Here is a 16,063-nt window from a genome sequence, read left to right on the forward strand (position 1 = left end):
TCACCTCTCCGGGATCCGGTGCAGCTGTGGGGAGTCCGCCGCGGGCCGGCGCGCGCTCTCGTACTCCCGGCGGACCCGGGCGACGGTGACTGCGGCGGGGTGCGGGGCCGTGACGCGGGTGCAGGAGCGGCCGCAGTACATGGCCATCTCCTCGATGCGGCCGGTGGTGGCCTCGCCCGGAGCCGCCGCACTGTAGCGCGGTACCGGGTGCTCCCGGCCGTCCACCCGGGTGGTGGCGATGAAGGTGGCCGGGGCGCGGTCCACGGCGGTGGTGAGGGGGTTGCGCAGGACGCGGTGCGGGCGGTGCGGCCAGCCGATGTCGAAGAGGGAGGTGATGAGGGTGTCGTCGGCCACGGCCTCGACCACCCGCCGTTTGAACTCCGGGTGTGCGGTGGATTCTGCGGCCGGTGTGAACAGGGTTCCGGCCATGGCCCCGTCCGCGCCGCGCGCCACGGCGTCCGCGAGGTCCTTCCCGGTCGCGATCCCGCCCGCGACCGCCAGGACCGCGTACGGGTGGCGGGCCCTGACGGCGGCCAGCAGGAGGTCCGCGGGCAGCCGGCCGAGCAGGTGACCGCCGGCCTCGGTGCCCTGGAGGACCAGGACGGCCGCGCCCTGCCCGAGGGCCGTTCCGGCGTCCGCGAGGGTGCCGACCTGGACCACCAAGGGGTGTCCGGCGGCCCGTACGGCCCGGGCCGCGTCGGCGGCGGGCAGCCCGAAAGAGGTGACGAAGCCGCCGGGGGGCAGTTCGGGCAGGACGGCCCTGAGCTGGTCCAGGCAGCCCGCCGGGCCGGTGACCTCGGGGACCACGTTGATCCCGAACGGGCGGCCGGTGGCGGCCGCCACCTCCCGGACCAGCCGGGCGGCCCGCGCGGGCGGCTCCTTGTACAGCGCGAGGGTGCCGCCCGCTCCGGCCCGGGACACCTCGGCGCACAGCGCGGGGCCGGCGACGGCTCCCATCCCGGCTTGGAGCAGCGGCAGTTCGAGCCCGAGCCGGGCGGCCAGCCGGGTCACGAGCGCTCCCCTGCATGCCGTACCGCGCGGTGCGCGGCGGCCAGGTCCCCTTCGAACACGTCGCCCAGGGCGTGCACCCAGCGTTCCAGACCGAAGGCGACGCAGCCGGTGAAGGCCGGGCGGCCCGCGTGGCGAATGGCGCGGCGCTCGCCGAAGAAGTTGCGGTGGTTGTTGGTGGAGGCGACGGCGGTGCCGTCGGTGTGCAGGTACTCGTCCTTGACGGGGGCGAGCAGCTGCATGACGGTGCGGGCGCCGTCCTTCTCGAAGAACGGGTCGGTGGCGGGCTGCCGGTCCAGGGCGAGGCCGAGGGCCGCGCCGAAGGCGAGGATCCGCTCCCGGTGCCGGTCGAGGTGGGCCCGTACGGCTTCGGCGGAGCCGACGCACACGATCTCGCGCATGGTGAACCCCCAGAGCCTGCGCAGCCCGTCGTGGTGGTCCTCGTTGCGGAAGCACTGGGCGGCGGTGGTGATCAGGACGGGGGCCTCGGCGCTGGTGCCGGTGAGGTGCAGGAAGCAGCCGTAGCAGGCCGCGGAGGGCAGCAGGTGGGTCGCGTCGGCCAGCTCGGCCGCGGGCAGGGCGGTGGCTGCGGGTGGGGCCGCGGCGAGGGCGGCCAGCCGGTCGGGGCGGATCCGGGTGACCGGGCTGCCCAGGTGCGGGAAGTTGCGGAAGTAGTCGAGGGAGCGCAGCTCTTCGGCCCGCAGCAGCGGCGGGTAGCTCTGCTGCCGGGCTCCGGCCTCGGTTCCCCAGCGGGTGAACACCGCGTCGAGTGCGTCCCTCAGCAGGACGGCGGGTTCGTCGAGGGTGGCCAGCCCGTCCCGGACCGACCAGGTGGTCCCGGTGTCCCCGGTGGCCGTGGAGCCCCCGGTGGCCGTGGGGTCAGTGACGGGCATCGAACACCCCGATCCGGTGGAGGAAGTCGGTGGTCTTGTGCAGCACCTTCGCGTGGGCGGCCTGCCGGGCCGGGTGGGCGAGCAGCCGTCTGCGCAGCGCGAAGCCGTCGGGGAGGCCCGCGTCGCGGTAGACGGCGGGGTTGTAGAAGGACTCGATGCTGGTGGTGACGTAACGGCTGAGGTAGTCGCGCAGTTCGTGCCGGGTTCGTTCGTCCGGTCCGCTGTCGAGGAGCCGCTCCCACAGCAGTTGCACCAGGCGGCGGCCGAAGGCGATGTGCCGGGACTCGTCTTGGTGGTGCAGCCGGTTGATGTGGCGCACGGTCGGGTGCAGTCGGCGGTCGGCGGCCAGCTGGACGTTGTAGTGGTCGACGATCTGCTCGAAGACCAGGATCCGGGCGAAGACCAGGAAGTTCTCGATGTCCGGGTCGCGCGGGGCCTCCGGAAGCTTCACCGACTTGTCGGGGTAGATCTTGCCGGCGTACTTGAGGCAGAAGGTGGCGAAGAACCACATGTGGTCGTTCTCTTCGCCGATGAAGTGGTGGAAGAACTCGGAGGGGAGCTCGAAGCCGGGCGTGTGGATGCGCCGGGTGACCTCGATGAGCAGTTCGCGGATGCCGTGCACGTTGAGGCTGTAGAAGTTGACGCTCTCCCACCGGCTCAGGGCCCGGAGTTGGGCGGGGCCCAGTTCGTCCATCAGCTCGGTGCCGTGGACGGAGAGCAGTTCGGGGGACATCCAGAGCCCGTCGGTGGGGATCGTGGGCGGCCAGTCGAAGGTGGTGAACGGGTTGTAGTAGTCCGCGGTGGCCTTGTCGGAGAGCCGGTCGAGCAGGGCCCTGAACTCGGTGTCGTCGGCGGTGGCGGTACGGGCCGCTCCGGCGGGCGGGGTGTTCCGGGGGCGCATGGGCGTCACTCCTTCCATCGGACGGCCGACAGCAGGGCCTGGTGGAGCTCGGGGGTGGATGCGGCCACGCAGGACCGCTGGTTGGTGATGCTCAGGTCGGTCAGGACGGTGTCGCCGAGCGGCTGTCCGTAGCCGTCGGTGATGACCGCGCCGGCCCGCTCGGCGAGGAAGACGGCCGCCGCGATGTCGTACGGGAACAGGTGCAGGACCCGGCCGTTGCCAACGCGTTCGAACTCGGGCAGCAGCGCCGGGTCGTCGCGCAGCAGCCGGTTGCCGATGTCCACGTACGCGTCGAGCTGGCCGGTGAGCAGCCGGGAGACGGACCAGGTGGCGCTGTTGAAGACGAAGACCTCGCCGGTGTTGGCCGAGCGGTCGATGAGGTGGCCGTAGGCCTCGGCCATCAGGCGGGCCGGATGGCCGTTGAACTCCAGCGACCAGAACATCCGGGCGGGGTCGGTGGTGCGGGTCAGCGCCGGGACGGGGTGCTCGTAGCCGTGCGCGATGATGCCGGGCGCCGTCAGGTCCCCGTACAGGTAGGCGCCCGTGCGCAGTTCCATCAGCAGCGCGTGCTCGACGTCGGCGATGCGCGGCCGCTGCGACATACGGGCGACGGCGACCGAGACGGTGGCCGACTCCAGGCCTGCGACGGCGGGCCGGGTGCCGTCGATGGGGTCGACGACCAGCAGGTGGGCCGGATCGGCGCCGTGGTACTGCAGGCCTCGGTCCTCGGAGTAGACGGCGACGGGCAGGTCGTGACCGACGACGTATTTCCAGACGGCCGCCTCCGCGACCTCGTCGAGGCCGAACTGGGCGTCCCCGCCCGGCGAGTGGCCCCGGACCAGGCGGCTGCCGGCCCGGTGCCGGGCGGCCGGCACGGCTTCGCGGACGGCGCCGGCGAGGCCGGTCACGTAGTGCCGTACGGCAGCGGCCCCCGGCGGGCTGCCGTGCGCGGTGCCGTGCGCGGTGCCGGTCATGCGGCTGCCTCGGCGGCGAAGAGGGCTTCGAGCCGGTCGCAGAGCAGTTCGGCCTCGGTGCGGGTGAGGATCAGCGGTGGCCGGATCTTGATCACGTTCCCCCGGCCGTAGCGGGAGGTGCGCAGGATCAGGCCGTGGTCCATGCCGCGTCGGGCCAGGGCCTGGGCTCGTTCGCTGTGCGGGCGGCCGGCGTCGTCGCCGATCTCGATCCCGATCATCAGGCCGAGGCCGCGTACGTCCACGATGGCGGGGTGCAGGGCGGCCAGCGCGCGCAGCCGTTCCATGACGTGGGCGCCGACCTCGCGTACGTTCTCCAGGAAGCCGGGGCGGCCGATCACCTCGAGGGTGGTGGCCGCGGCGGCTGCGGCGAGGACGTTGCCGCCGTAGGTGAAGGAGTGGTGGTCGGCGCTGAGCCCGGACATCCGCTCGTCGGCGACGATGGCCGCGATCTGGGCGCCGGAGCCGCCGAGGCCCTTGGCCGTGGTCAGGATGTCCGGCCGGACCCCGTAGTGCTCGGCGGCGAACATCCGGCCGACCCGGCCGATGCCGGTCTGGATCTCGTCGAAGACGAGGACGATGCCGCGTTCGTCGCACAGGGCGCGCAGCGCGGGTAAGTAGCCGTCGGGGGGCACGATGTTGCCGCCGCTGCCGGAGACCGGTTCGACGACCACGCAGGCGACGCTGCCGGAACTGGCGTGGTCGAGGAAGTCGTTGATGCGCTCGACGCAGAGCATGCCGCAGCTGTCGGGGCCCGCCTGGCGGTAGAAACACCGCAGGCAGTAGGGGTCGGGGACCTGGAGCACGCCGGGCATCAGGTGCGGGAAGGGGGCCTTGCGGAAGGACTCGCCCGACATGGTGGTCGTCATCATGGTCTGGCCGTGGTGGCTGCGGAACAGGGTGACCACGTCGCGGCGGCCGGTGGCGAGTTGCGCCATCTTGACCGCGCCCTCGTTGGCGGTGGAGCCGCCCGACACCTTGAGGTGCACCTTGGTCAGGTTCGGCGGGGTGACCTCGACCAGCCGCCGGACCAGCTCGTTGACGGGGGCGGTCTGGAAGGTCGAGGTGGTGTGCACCAGCCGTTCGGCCTGGTCGCGCATGGCCTTGACCACTTCGGGGTGTCCGTAGCCGAGGCTCAGGTTGAAGGTGCCGGACGCGCAGTCCAGGTACTCGTTGCCGTCCGTGTCGTACAGGTGGACGCCTTCGCCGTGGTCCATCTCGTACGCGCTGACCGGGTAGTACAGGTGGTTCTGCGCGTGGTTCAGGGCATCGCTGCGGACGTCGCTCCGGGCATCGCTCTGCGGATCGCATTGGGCGCGCATGAGATCGGCCATGTGTCTCCTGTCGACTTCCGTCCCGCGGACACGACGGACGGCGGATATCGATGTCTCCGATTTCACACGTCCAGAATGAAGGTGAACGCGGCGTCCCACCCCTCGGACGTCTCCCGCACATCCATCAGGCATTCTGGCCGGAAATACTTGTCGAGGTGGTTTCGGCGTTCCCCGGGGAAATACAGCATGGTGGTCAACACCGCTCCGCCGGGCGGCTGCACCTTCACGTGCACGTGCCGCGTCCGCCCCGGGTACACGGCGGGCAGCACCGTCTCCAGCCGCCACAGCCCCTTGGCGTCGGCGAACTGGTGGCCGCGTAGTCGAAAACCGTCGTCGTCGTAGACCCCGGCGTCCCCGACCTGCCAGAAGTCGAGCAGGGTGCCGCCGATCGGCTTGCCCTCCGCAGTGCGCACGGCGCCGTGCAGCAGCATCGGAACGCCTCCTGCCACATCGCCCCGGAAGCTGCTCCTGCAGGGGGTGTCGGGTTTGTAGTACGGCCCTTCGCGCAGGGCGGGCGTGGGCGGCGTCCCGTTGCAGCGAACGGTCGGCGTGAGCGTCTTCAGGACGTTTTCCGGACTTCCGTTCGCCACGGCGGAATTCTCCCTTGGTCAAGGATCTTCACTTCCGTTCAGGCAGACTAACCGGCATTCCCGATGTTGAAAAGAAGGCCCTGTGTCACCTCTCCGCCATTTATTGGACGCCAATTGCCAGGGTTTCCGTGATCCGCACGGACAGCAGTCGTCTCCTGGGAACAGAGCGGCGCACGGGCCGGATGGGACAGGGGGAGATCGGTGGCGCGCGCCCGCCCGGCCGCGGTCAGTACCGCTCGGCGGCGGACCGGCGCAGCACCGCGCGGGCGCGGGTGAAGTAGGCCGGGTCCGGCGGTGCGGTGAGGATGTCGGCGAGCGCGAAGAGGTCCAGCGTCCGGCTGAGCCGCAGCCAGTCCCCGGGCAGTCGGCCGTTCCCGCCCCGGAAGCCCTCGACGAAGCCCGTGGTGAAGGCCGGCGGGTACTCGTGGGCGAAGCGCAGCATATTGCCGACGTCGAAGAGCGGGGAGCCGCTCAAGGCGAGCTCCCAGTCGAGCACGGCGGCCACCGCCCACTGCCCGGCGCGCCGTTGGACCAGGACGTTCTTCGGGTTGAAGTCGCAGTGCACCAGGCTGCGTTCACCGGCCACGGCGGCGAGCGCCCGGGGCCCCCGGCGGGCCAGGGCACGCAGTACGGCCGCGTCCGTCCCGCTCAGCGGACCGTCCGCGGCCGCGGTGGCCAGACAGCGGTCGACGAAACCGGGCAGGTCGCCCAGCGGGGCCGCCTCGTCCGGGGCCGGGACCAGCGAAGAGTCGCCGAAGACGCCCGGGCGGGGCAGCCTGACCCGGCCGATCCGTGCCAGCACCCCGCCGACGGCCCGGCCCAGGCCCCGCGCTTCGCCGCTCACCGGGCCGTCCGCGAGCACCTGGCTGAGCGGGGTCCCGTCCACGAACCGGTAGAGCAGGGTGGGGCGGCCGGTGGCCCGGCCGTGCGGATCGGCCGCGACCACCGCGGTCACCGGGACGGTACGGGCCGCGGCCCGGCCGAGGACGGCGATCTCCACCGCACAGGTGTTGCGCGGGACCCGGCTGCCGCTGGGCCGGTAGCGGCGCAGTACGTAGCGCTCCGCGCCCGGTGCGTCGGCGGGCTGGGCCGTGAGCAGGGCCATGTCGTTGGTGAACCCGCCGGGCAGCGGGTCCACCTCGTGCAGCCGGGCGCCGGGCAGGGCGTACCGGGTCAGCCAGGCATGGGTGGCCGGGTCGAGGAGGCCCACCGGATCGGGGCGCGTCACACCGGCCAGCCTGCCCGGTCCGGGGTCGTCCTCATGCCTCCGTTCCCCCCGATGGCCCAGCGCCGGACCAGGGCCGTTGGCGCGCGGCGGCGGCCGCCCGGGCCGCCAGGACCAATCCGCCCGCCGGTCCGGCGAGGCGGCCGAGCCGTGCCGGGACCACGAAGTCCTCGGCCGCGTGCTCGGGCAGCCCGGGGTATCCGGCCAGGGCCGCGGCCAGTTCGGCGCGGAGCAGCGGGAACAGCCCGGCGAGTTCCGCGACGCCGCCGCCGATCACGATCCGCTGGGGCGCGGTCGTGTAGACGATGTTGCGCAGCCCCGCGGCCAGGTAGGCCGCCTCCAGCCGCAGCGCCTCGCGCAGGGCTTCGCCGGCCAGTTCCTCGGCCGGGGTCCCCCAGCGGGCGCCCATCGCCTCGCCGCCCGCCAGCCCCTCCCAGCAGTCGCCGTGGAAGGGGCAGGAGCCGGGGAAGGCGTCGCCCGCGATCCGGGGCACCGCGAGGTGGCCCATCTCGGTGTGGACCAGGCCGCTGACCACCTTGCCGCCGATCACCGCGCCGCCGCCGATGCCGGTGCCGACGGTGAGGTAGACGTAGGTGTCCAGGCCGCGCGCCGCGCCCCAGCGGCCCTCGCCGAGGGCCGCGCCGTTGACGTCGGTGTCGATGCCCACCGGCACGCCGAGCGAGGCGGCGACCGGTCCTGCCACGTCCACTCCGGACCAGCCGGGTTTGGGGGTGGCGGCGAGGTGGCCGAACCGGGCATGGCCAGGACGCAGTTCGAGGGGTCCGAAGGAGGCGATGCCGATCGCGTCCAGCGGTCCGGTCGCGGCGGCCGTCTCCTGGAAGAAGGCGATGGCCCGGGCCAGGGTGGGACCCGGTTCGCCGGTCGGGAACCGGATCTCGGCCTCGATCCGGTCGGGGGCGGAGCCGACCAGGCAGACGAACTTGGTCCCGCCGGACTCGATCGACCCGAGCCGCGGCGCGCTCACGCGTCCACCGGCCAGCCGTCGGCGCCGACCGGGCCGGGGTGCGAGCGGATGACGACCTTGAGCGCGTCGTAGCGCGGTGGCCGTCCGGTGCCGCCGCCCCCGTCGCCCCGGGTGAGCCCGCCGAGTGCGCTGAAGGCCTCTGCGTATCGCTCGAGCGGGAACTCGTGCGTCACCAGCCGCTCGAGTACCGCTGCGGCGCCGGCGCCGGGTCGCTGTGGGCCGCCGAGCTCGGCGGCCAGGTCCACGGCGACCGGGAAGACGTCGGCCCGGTAGTCCCCGGCGCCGATCAGCCGGATGCCCCGGTTGGTGAGCCTGAGCGGGCGCAGCGGCACGGTGTAGGTGTCGTCGAAGCCCATGACCACGACCCGGCCGCCGTCGTCGATCAGCCGAAGCGCCGCCTCCAGGCCGGTGCCCGTGGTGTCGAAGACGACGGAGGGACGCTCGCCGCCCGAGGCCTTGACCACGGCTTCGGCCGGATCCGTACCGGCCACGTCCACCACGTGGGTGAACTGTTCGCGGGCCCGCTCCAGCCGGTAGCCGTCCGGTTCCGCGACGGTGACCCGGCGCGCCCGGCGGGCGGCGACCAGTGCGGTCAGCATCCCGATCGGGCCCGCGCCGAGCACCACCACGGTGTCGTCGAAGGTGACGGACGCGGCCTCGACGTTGCTCAGGACGCAGGCGAGCGGCTCGATCAGGACCGCGCTGCGGAAGGGCAGCCCGGCGGGAACCCGTTCGACGAAACGTTCCGGCATGGTCACGGCCTCCGCGTACGTACCGTCCCGGTCGACGCCGACCTCGGTCCCGGCCTTGTGACGGCAGAAGTTGGTCGCTCCCCGGCGGCACGGAGCGCACCAGCCGCAGTACAGCGTGGGGTTGACCACCACCCGGTCCCCCACCCCGACCGAAGTCACCTGCGGCCCGGTCTCCCGCACCACCCCTACCGACTCGTGCCCGAGCACCACGCCCGGCCGGGCCGGGAACCGTCCGAGCAGGATCTTGCGGTCCGTTCCGCAGACCCCCGTACCGACGATCTCCACCACGACGTCATCACCGTTCACGAGTTGCGCGGCGGGCCGTTCCTGCAGTTCGGCGGAGCCTGGACCCAGATACACGAGAGCGCGCACGAGACCTCCCCATCGGTGTTCGGAGGGCGACGCTAGCGCAGCCGAACGCGGCCGGACACGACGCCTCTGAGCCACTCCGCGGCCGCGGCCGGCGGGGCCCGGGCCCCGCGGCTTCCCGGCCGGCCGGAATGCCTGCTGGTCAGGGCCTCGTGCACGGCCTGTCCGGATCCAGGATTCCGGACGTCTCCCCTCGTCACGGAAGTTGGCGGTTTCGTCCGGGCGAAGGGCCGGGGGGCGGTCCTCCGGGTTACCAGGCGACGGGAAGTGCGCGCGCGCCCTGGAGTTCGAGGTCGGCGGGTGGTCGGTCCGTGTGGCTGGTCAGGCTCAGGGAGGGGAGGGTTCGGGAGAGCCAGGTGACGAGGGTGTGGGTGAGGTGGCGGCAGTACGCGGCGGCGGGGCAGAAGTGGATGCCGGCGGAGAAGGCCAGGGTGGGGGGGCGCGTCGGTGCGCCGGGGGTCGAAGGACTCGGGGTGGTTTCCTTGAGCCGCTCCTTCGCGGGACTCCGTCACCTGGCCGGCGTCACCCCGCATCCCTGCCTGCCCCACGGCGTCAACATGGACTTCCACCTCTACCACCTCCCCTACTGAGCCGGCTGCGGGAGCCGGGCGGGCCGTCGACATCCGAGCACCATCCGGAAGCTCCGTCATCGTGCGGTGCGCAGCGTGAGGACGTACGCCGCGGTGAGCGCAACGGCAGGATCTTCGTCATGTGACAGATCCTTCAGGGCACGTGAGGCTGTGACTCCCGGGATGTCCGCGAGTGCTTGTGCCAGCCGTCGACGCGTGGCCGATCCACCGGGACCGTGGGGGAGGCGGTCGACGAGCGCGGCGGCGATCTGATCGGCCGAACCGGAACGGCTCGCCAACGCGCTCAGTGCATCGGCTGCATCGACGTCGTTCGTCCCCTCGACGATCATGTCGATGAGAGTCGGGACCGCGTCGGCCGCTCCACGTGCTCCGAGCGCCAGAGCCGCATGCCTGCGGACCGCGGCGTCGGGGCTCGTGAGGGCGCCCTGCAACACGGCGATCGCCCGCTCGTCCGGAACCTCGGCGATGGACTGGACGGCCCGTTCCCGCACCCCGGCCACCGGTGAGGCCAGGCCCTGCGCCAACAGTTCCAATGCGGCACCGCCTGATTGCGCCACAGCCCACCGAAGGGCCCCGGCAACGTTCGGATCCGTCTCGCTCAGCACTGCCTCGACCAGCGCTTCCACGGGCACCGGCACCTCTTCGACCGAGGACAACGCCGCGCGCTGGCGTTTCCCGGCGCTCTCCGAGCCCAGCGCATGCAGGAGTGCGACGATCTGAAGCACGTCCCCCCAGTCGGCGGGTCCTGCGGCACCGATCCGGCGCAGTCGCGTGAGCAGCGCCGTCTCGACGGCGATGCGCTCCTGCGTCTGGCGGACGAGGTCGTCGACGAGTTCCGAGGGCCTGAAGCCGGGGTCGTCAAGGGCCCGCGCGACTTCACGCAACGACAGCCCCAACGACCGCAGGCTCTCGACGTGGAAGATCCGCCGGATGTCCTCGCTGGAGTACTCCCGGTACCCGGACACGGTACGTCCCGTCGGCCGCACCAGGCCGAGCGAGTCGTAGTGCCTGAGCATGCGGGCGCTGACCCCGGACCGCCTGGCCACATCACCGATCAACACTGCCTATGCTCCTCCTGGCTGGTCCTGCAGGGCCGCAACGCGCTTCGCCTCCTCGATCGCGGACTCGAATCCGGCATCCGGGTCGCGCAGCAATCGTTCCGTGGCGACCGCATGGTGACGCACGCGCGGGTCGAGATCCGTCATGGCAGCATGCAGGACCGGCAGAGCGGCCTCACCGAGGGTGATCATCGCCCGGCTGAGGCTCAACTGCGTCTCGCGCCCGCCCCGCCCCAGCTGTGCCGCCAGCGCTCCGGCCAGCTCAGGCTCCTCGCCTTCGGGCACGAGCGCGGCCGCTGCCCGCCAGGCGCTCCGCGCCACCTCCTCGTCGCGGTCGTACAGGAGCGCCCGCGTGATCGCCGGCCACGCCTTCCGCTCCCCGATCTTGGACAACGTGTGCAATGCCTGACTTCGTGCCTGCGCCCGCCCGGAACGGAGCTCGGCGACGAGCCGTGGAACCGTCACGGATGCTGCGTGACGGGTGAGCGCCCACGTCAGCATCTCGCGCACGAAGAACTCGGGCTCGAGCGCGCACCGCTCGATGAGCTTTTCGACGGTCCGCGCTTCCGGGCTCGAGCCGATCGCCAGGGCTGCCCGCAGCCGCACTGACGACCGGCTGTCTTCCAGCCCCTGGAGGGCTCTCGCCGTATGCGTGTCCTGTTCCACCGTGGTCATCGCAACCACCTCCTTGACCGCAGTGAAGACCTTGTCATCGTGTCAAGGTCAAGGGCGGCCACGCGACGAGACCACCGGACCACCGCCGGAGCGCTCGGCGAGGTGATGGGGCCCTGTGGTCCGTACCACCATCCCGGGCGCTCCTCACCGGTCCGGCGCTCGTCGGCCGGGTCCGGTCGGGTTCCTCTGCTAGAAAGGTTGTGACACAGCGTCAGATGATGGAGGCGGACGGCATGACCGATTCGGCGGACGCGCGCGAGGCCGACCGTGCGCTCAAGGCGAAGCACCGGACGATGTGGGCGCTCGGCGATTACCCGGCCGTCGCCACACGGGTCGTCGCGGCTCTCGGGCCCGTACTGGTGGAGGCCTGCGGGGTGAAACGCGGCGACCGGGTGCTCGACATCGCCGCAGGATCGGGGAACGCCGCCCTTCCGGCCGCGCTGGCGGGCGGCGAGGTGATTGCGTCCGACCTGACGCCCGAACTGCTGGACGTGGGGCGGCGGGAGGCCGCGGCGCGCGGCGTCGAGCTGCGCTGGCAGGAGGCCGACGCCGAGGCCCTGCCCTTCGCCGACGGCGCGTTCGACACGGTCATGTCCTGCGTCGGGGTCATGTTCGCCCCGCACCACCAGGCCAGCGCCGACGAGCTGGTCCGGGTCTGCCGGCCGGGCGGCACGATCGGGCTGATCAACTGGACCCCGGAGGGGTTCATCGGGCAGATGTTCGCCACCATGAGGCCGTACGCGCCGCCACCGCCGCCCGGGGCGCAGCCGCCACCGCTGTGGGGGCGGGAGGAGCACGTCCGTACGCTCCTCGGCGACCGCGTCACCGGGGTCGAGGCGCGCCGGCAGACCATCCGCGTGGACCTCTTCGAGAAGCCGCAGAGCTTCCGCCAGTTCTTCAAGGCCACCTACGGACCGACGATCGCGGTCTACCGGAACATCGCCGACGACCCGGAGAAGACCGCTGCCCTGGACCGGGCCCTCGACGAACTGGCGGGCGGCGCGCTCCGGGACGGGGCGATGGAGTGGGAGTACCTCCTGGTCACCGCACACCGAAGCGGCGCTGCACCCGCCTGAGGCCACGGCCACGGCCCCCTGAGGGCCGCCACTGCGACCACCTCCCGTAGACCCGGGCACGGCTCCGAAGGCGAGGTCGGTCCACTTCGTCGGTGGCGTACGCCTCGTCGACCCGTCGCACGAGATGGCGTACCTGCGCTCGGGCCCTCATGACGACGGGGTCGTCAAAGGCGCCGGCGCCCAGTGCTGCAGCACGCCGATCTGACGGTGTCGAGCTACGCGCAGGCCGAGGGAGACACCATGGCCCGAGGTCGGGTTGGTGTGGGTGAGGCTGTCTCCGGCGTTGACCAGTCCGGTGACGACAGGTCCGTCGTCGTCGGCGAGGGCGGTCCAGCGGTTGTCCAGGCCGGCCATCGGCAGGACGGCCGACTGGGGTTCGGGGGCCAGGTCGAGCCAGGCGGCGGTGGCGGGGAAGCGGCGGGCGGCGGCCTGCCGCGTCGACGACGAGGTCCGCTCGGTGCGTTTCCGCGCCCACCCGCACGCCGGTGACCCGGGCAGGGGAGCCCTCCTCGATGGTGAGGGCGTCCACCGGGCAGCCCCGCCGCACGTCAACGGTGCGTTCCCGCCGCACGGCCGCGGTCGAAGCCGCTTCCAGCACGATGCGGCGGGTGCGCAGGGTCACCAGGTCCTCATCGCCGGCCCGGTGCGGCGGATGCGCACCGAACCAGTCGAACTCGTGGTACTCCCGGGCTCCGCGTGCCAGCAGGTCCGCGTAGACATCGGGGGTCTCGGTGCGCAACACGGTGCGCACGGGCGCGAGGAGCGAGCGGGGTTGGACGGCGTGTTGCGATCCTACTGCTCGGCGATCTTCGGTCGGGAACCGTCGTCCGTCGCGGTGCGGGGTCCTCAGTCCGTCGGCTGAGCCGGCTCGGTCTGCCCGCCGCCGAACACTTCCTGGACGAGCTTCTGCTTCACGTTCTCGAACATCCCGGCCATGGCGGCCAAGTCGAGCTCGGCGTCCCCCATGGTCAGCGAGCCGGTCAGGGTCCTGCCGCCGTCGGGCGTGCTGTACATCAGCGCCGCCCAGCCCCAGAAGCCGCCGTTGTGCTGGAGGATGGTGCCACCGTCGGCCGTCTCCTCCACGAACACGCCCAGGCCGTAGCCCACCTTGGGGTGCGGCGTGCGCATCTCGGCCAGCAGCGGGGCAGGCAGGAGCTTGCCGCTCATCAGCGCTGAGAAGAAGGTGTGGAGGTCCTGGCTGGTCGAGATCATGTCACCGGCGGCGGAGATCCAGGAGGGGTTGAAGTCGGTGGTGTCGGCCACCTTCCACTGGCCGGCGTCCTCGTACGCGTAGTAGCCATGGGCGTGCGGCTCGGGGATCTCCGGCGAGGCGCCCGGCACCACGGTGCCGGTCAGCCCGAGCGGACCCAGGATGAGCCGCTGCATCTCCTCGGCGTAGGAGCGGCCGGCGACCTTCTCGATCAGCAGCCTGGCCAGCACGTAGTTGGTGTTGGAGTAGCTCCAGTCCGTCCCCGGCTCGAACCGCGCCGGCTTGGACAACGCCATCCGCACCAGCTCCTCCGGCTGGTAGGTGCGGAACTGATTGTCCATCCACTCCTTGCCTATCCCGGGGACTCCACCGGGCACGACCGTCCCGTCGTCGTAGACCTCGCCGGTGAAGTTGAACAACCCGCTGGTGTGCTGGAGCAGCATCCGCACCGTGATCTGTCGGGCAAGCCCGAACTCGGGCAGGTAGTCGTCCGCCGGGGTGTCCAGCCCGACCTTGCCCTCGGCCACCAGTTGCAGCACCAGGGTCGCGGTGAAGGTCTTGGTGACGCTGCCGACCCGGAAGTGCCCGTCGGTCGGCGGCTTGTCGGCCTCGCCCAGCTTGCGCACCCCGGCGTTGCCGACCCACTCGCCCCGCTCATCATGGACGCGCAACTGCACTCCGGCGAAGCCGGAATCGACGATCTCCTGGATGGCGCTCTGCAGCTCCGGGCGATCCGGCCCGGCAGCGGTGTTCTTGACGGTGTGGAGGGACTCGTCCATGGTCATTCCTCAGCTCGCGACGGTAGGTGTGCGGCACAGCCCGAGCGCGCAACGGCGGCTCTGGTGACTCCCGTTGCGGTTTCGAGGCGGCCATGCGATGAGCGTGCACCCTGCCCCAAGGTCAAGGTCAACCCCAATACCGTGACCATGGACCGACCGACACCGATCGGGCGCGGGCTTCAGTCCCGACTGCGTGGCCACGCAACGGGAGGCTCTGGCCGAGGTTCGGAAGTCGTACGACTGGGACGGCCGAGTGGTCCCGCGGCGCCGGACGGGGGGCCGAACGGCGTTCCTGTGGTGGCTGGGTGGCCGCGCACTTAACTTCGGTTCATGGAGTCGACGAGTGGGGACCAGGCTACCGAGACAACGGCCGGCCTCGGGGTCGGCCTCGTTGTCCTGGCGTGGCTGACGCAGTTTCTGGTGGGGACCGATCTCTTCGTGGTGGCGCCGCTGCTCCCCGCCATCGCCGCGTCACTCGATGTGTCGCCGGCCAGTACCGGTCTGCTGATCACGGTCTTCTCCATCGCTTACGTGGTGGCTTCGCCGTTCGCCGGGTGGCTCTCCGACCGAAAGGACCGCGCCACGATCCTGGTGTGGGCCCTGCTGCTGTTCTCGGTGGCCAACATCGCTACCGCGCTGGCGCCGAACTTCGGCCTGCTGCTGGTCACCCGCGTGGTGGCCGGCGTCGCTGCCGCGGCCACCGGACCCACCGTGTACTCGCTGGTCAGCACCCGGGCACGGCCCCAGGCACGGGCCCAGGTGCTGGCCGTCGTGGGATCGGGTCTGCTGACTGCCCTGTGGGTGGGTGCCCCGGCGGGGTCGCTGCTGAGCCAGCACGTGGGATGGGAGGCCACCTTCGTCATCCTCGCCGCAGGCACGTTCCTGCTGGCCCTGCCCAACGCGTTCGCCTGGCGTAACGGGCCACGTTCGGTGAGCGGCACACCGAAGGAGCCGGTGACAGACGGGCGGACCGGCAGGGGCGTCGCGATGTCCGGCGTCGCGGTCACAACCCTGTGGGCCTTCTCCGTCTACAGCCTGTACACGTTCCTGGCCGTTGCGCTGCACGCCGACGGCAGGGCGACCGCGGTGACGTGGCTGCTCGTCGTCTACGGCGTCGGAGCCGTCATCGGCGGACAGGTGGGCGGCCGGTTCGCCGACCGGGCCGGCGCCGTACGCGTCACCAGGTCGGCCCTGGCCCTGACGGCCGTACTGGAGGCCGTCGTGGCCCTCGTCTATCCGGTCACCTGGGGCCTGGCCTGTGCGCTCGGGCTCTTCGCGCTGGCGGGGTATGCGTTCTTCCCCGCCCAGCAGCGCCACCTGGTGGACATGTTTCCCGACCGGGCGACGGGCATTCTGTCGTGGAACAACAGCGCGCTGTTCGTCGGCCTGTCGCTGGCGGGCGCCGTCGGGGGGCAGGCCGTGGACTCCCTCGGCTACCCGACCTTCCTGTACATCGGCGCCGCCGCGGCCGTGGCAGCGTTCCTGCTCGCCGGTCGGCGACCGGGCCGACCATCCGGGCGTCCGGCCCTGCCCTAGGGGGTGTCGAGGAGTTCCTGTCCACCTGCTGCGCAACGTCGAGCGCCTGGCCGCACAAGCCCACTGCCTTCGACTTCCACGCCACCGAGGGCCGTTCCCGGCGCCTCACGG

14 protein-coding genes and 1 pseudogene are annotated in these 16,063 nt (G+C 72.0%); 2 read left to right on the forward strand and 13 right to left on the reverse strand.

Translation table 11 applies throughout. The features are described 5' to 3' along the window. From OG299_RS02895 to OG299_RS02945, 11 genes are all read right to left on the reverse strand, one after another. A complete protein-coding gene (locus tag OG299_RS02895) occupies window positions 1-1,011 on the reverse strand; it encodes an NAD(P)H-dependent flavin oxidoreductase (protein WP_327360328.1) in 1,011 nt (336 codons plus the stop codon). Next, window positions 1,008-1,901 (reverse strand): class-II aminoacyl-tRNA synthetase family protein, encoded by an 894-nt coding sequence (locus OG299_RS02900; RefSeq protein ID WP_327360329.1) that lies wholly within the window; start codon window positions 1,899-1,901, stop codon window positions 1,008-1,010. The genes OG299_RS02895 and OG299_RS02900 overlap by 4 nt, the downstream gene beginning before the upstream one ends. Beyond that, complete coding sequence (locus OG299_RS02905) at window positions 1,888-2,802, reverse strand: diiron oxygenase (protein ID WP_327360330.1); 915 nt, start codon at window positions 2,800-2,802, stop codon at window positions 1,888-1,890. The genes OG299_RS02900 and OG299_RS02905 overlap by 14 nt, the downstream gene beginning before the upstream one ends. Before the next feature lie 5 nt (window positions 2,803-2,807). Continuing rightward, entirely contained in the window at window positions 2,808-3,776 is a 969-nt protein-coding gene (locus OG299_RS02910; protein WP_327360331.1) for an inositol monophosphatase family protein, read from the reverse strand. Continuing rightward, window positions 3,773-5,107, reverse strand: coding sequence for an aspartate aminotransferase family protein (locus tag OG299_RS02915; RefSeq protein ID WP_327360332.1), 1,335 nt, complete (start codon window positions 5,105-5,107; stop codon window positions 3,773-3,775). The genes OG299_RS02910 and OG299_RS02915 overlap by 4 nt, the downstream gene beginning before the upstream one ends. 62 nt (window positions 5,108-5,169) lie before the next feature. Beyond that, window positions 5,170-5,697, reverse strand: a complete 528-nt coding sequence (locus tag OG299_RS02920; RefSeq protein WP_327360333.1) for a dioxygenase family protein — start codon at window positions 5,695-5,697, stop codon at window positions 5,170-5,172. Window positions 5,698-5,923: 226 nt separating this feature from the next. Beyond that, window positions 5,924-6,925 (reverse strand): phosphotransferase, encoded by a 1,002-nt coding sequence (locus tag OG299_RS02925; protein WP_327360334.1) that lies wholly within the window; start codon window positions 6,923-6,925, stop codon window positions 5,924-5,926. A 31-nt stretch (window positions 6,926-6,956) separates the two neighbouring features. Then, window positions 6,957-7,907, reverse strand: coding sequence for an ROK family protein (locus OG299_RS02930; protein ID WP_327360335.1), 951 nt, complete (start codon window positions 7,905-7,907; stop codon window positions 6,957-6,959). Beyond that, window positions 7,904-9,031 (reverse strand): zinc-dependent alcohol dehydrogenase, encoded by a 1,128-nt coding sequence (locus OG299_RS02935; RefSeq protein ID WP_327360336.1) that lies wholly within the window; start codon window positions 9,029-9,031, stop codon window positions 7,904-7,906. The genes OG299_RS02930 and OG299_RS02935 overlap by 4 nt, the downstream gene beginning before the upstream one ends. A gap of 643 nt (window positions 9,032-9,674) precedes the next feature. Further along, complete coding sequence (locus tag OG299_RS02940; RefSeq protein WP_327360337.1) at window positions 9,675-10,679, reverse strand: HEAT repeat domain-containing protein; 1,005 nt, start codon at window positions 10,677-10,679, stop codon at window positions 9,675-9,677. Window positions 10,680-10,682: 3 nt separating this feature from the next. Beyond that, entirely contained in the window at window positions 10,683-11,351 is a 669-nt protein-coding gene (locus tag OG299_RS02945) for a HEAT repeat domain-containing protein (protein WP_327360338.1), read from the reverse strand. 233 nt (window positions 11,352-11,584) lie between these two features. On the opposite strand from OG299_RS02945, the gene OG299_RS02950 reads away from it, so the two are divergent. Continuing rightward, on the forward strand, window positions 11,585-12,427 hold the full coding sequence (locus OG299_RS02950) for a class I SAM-dependent methyltransferase (RefSeq protein ID WP_327360339.1): 843 nt from the start codon (window positions 11,585-11,587) through the stop codon (window positions 12,425-12,427). Window positions 12,428-12,503: 76 nt separating this feature from the next. Here OG299_RS02950 and OG299_RS02955 read toward each other — a convergent pair. Together OG299_RS02955 and OG299_RS02960 are read right to left on the reverse strand one after the other, a co-directional pair. After that, window positions 12,504-13,277 (reverse strand): annotated as a pseudogene (locus OG299_RS02955) (hypothetical protein); the annotation flags it as partial. Next, the gene (locus OG299_RS02960) at window positions 13,274-14,416 is read right to left on the reverse strand and encodes a serine hydrolase domain-containing protein (protein ID WP_327360340.1); all 1,143 of its coding nucleotides are present in this window, start codon (window positions 14,414-14,416) and stop codon (window positions 13,274-13,276) included. The pseudogene OG299_RS02955 and the gene OG299_RS02960, both read right to left, overlap by 4 nt. A 330-nt stretch (window positions 14,417-14,746) precedes the next feature. Between OG299_RS02960 and OG299_RS02965 the strand changes: the two genes are divergently transcribed. Continuing rightward, window positions 14,747-15,952, forward strand: coding sequence for an MFS transporter (locus tag OG299_RS02965; RefSeq protein ID WP_327360341.1), 1,206 nt, complete (start codon window positions 14,747-14,749; stop codon window positions 15,950-15,952). The last annotated feature ends 111 nt before the right edge of the window (window positions 15,953-16,063 follow it).

The organism is Streptomyces sp. NBC_01296 (assembly GCF_035984415.1).
Classification (GTDB): domain Bacteria; phylum Actinomycetota; class Actinomycetes; order Streptomycetales; family Streptomycetaceae; genus Streptomyces.

Coding starts and splice junctions, on each gene's coding strand:
- OG299_RS02900 (WP_327360329.1), bottom strand. CDS start 1,901: ATGCCCGTCACTGACCCCACGGCCACCGGGGGCTCCACGGCCACCGGG.
- OG299_RS02905 (WP_327360330.1), bottom strand. CDS start 2,802: ATGCGCCCCCGGAACACCCCGCCCGCCGGAGCGGCCCGTACCGCCACC.
- OG299_RS02910 (WP_327360331.1), bottom strand. CDS start 3,776: ATGACCGGCACCGCGCACGGCACCGCGCACGGCAGCCCGCCGGGGGCC.
- OG299_RS02915 (WP_327360332.1), bottom strand. CDS start 5,107: ATGGCCGATCTCATGCGCGCCCAATGCGATCCGCAGAGCGATGCCCGG.
- OG299_RS02945 (WP_327360338.1), bottom strand. CDS start 11,351: ATGACCACGGTGGAACAGGACACGCATACGGCGAGAGCCCTCCAGGGG.
- OG299_RS02950 (WP_327360339.1), top strand. CDS start 11,585: ATGACCGATTCGGCGGACGCGCGCGAGGCCGACCGTGCGCTCAAGGCG.
- OG299_RS02960 (WP_327360340.1), bottom strand. CDS start 14,416: ATGGACGAGTCCCTCCACACCGTCAAGAACACCGCTGCCGGGCCGGAT.
- OG299_RS02965 (WP_327360341.1), top strand. CDS start 14,747: ATGGAGTCGACGAGTGGGGACCAGGCTACCGAGACAACGGCCGGCCTC.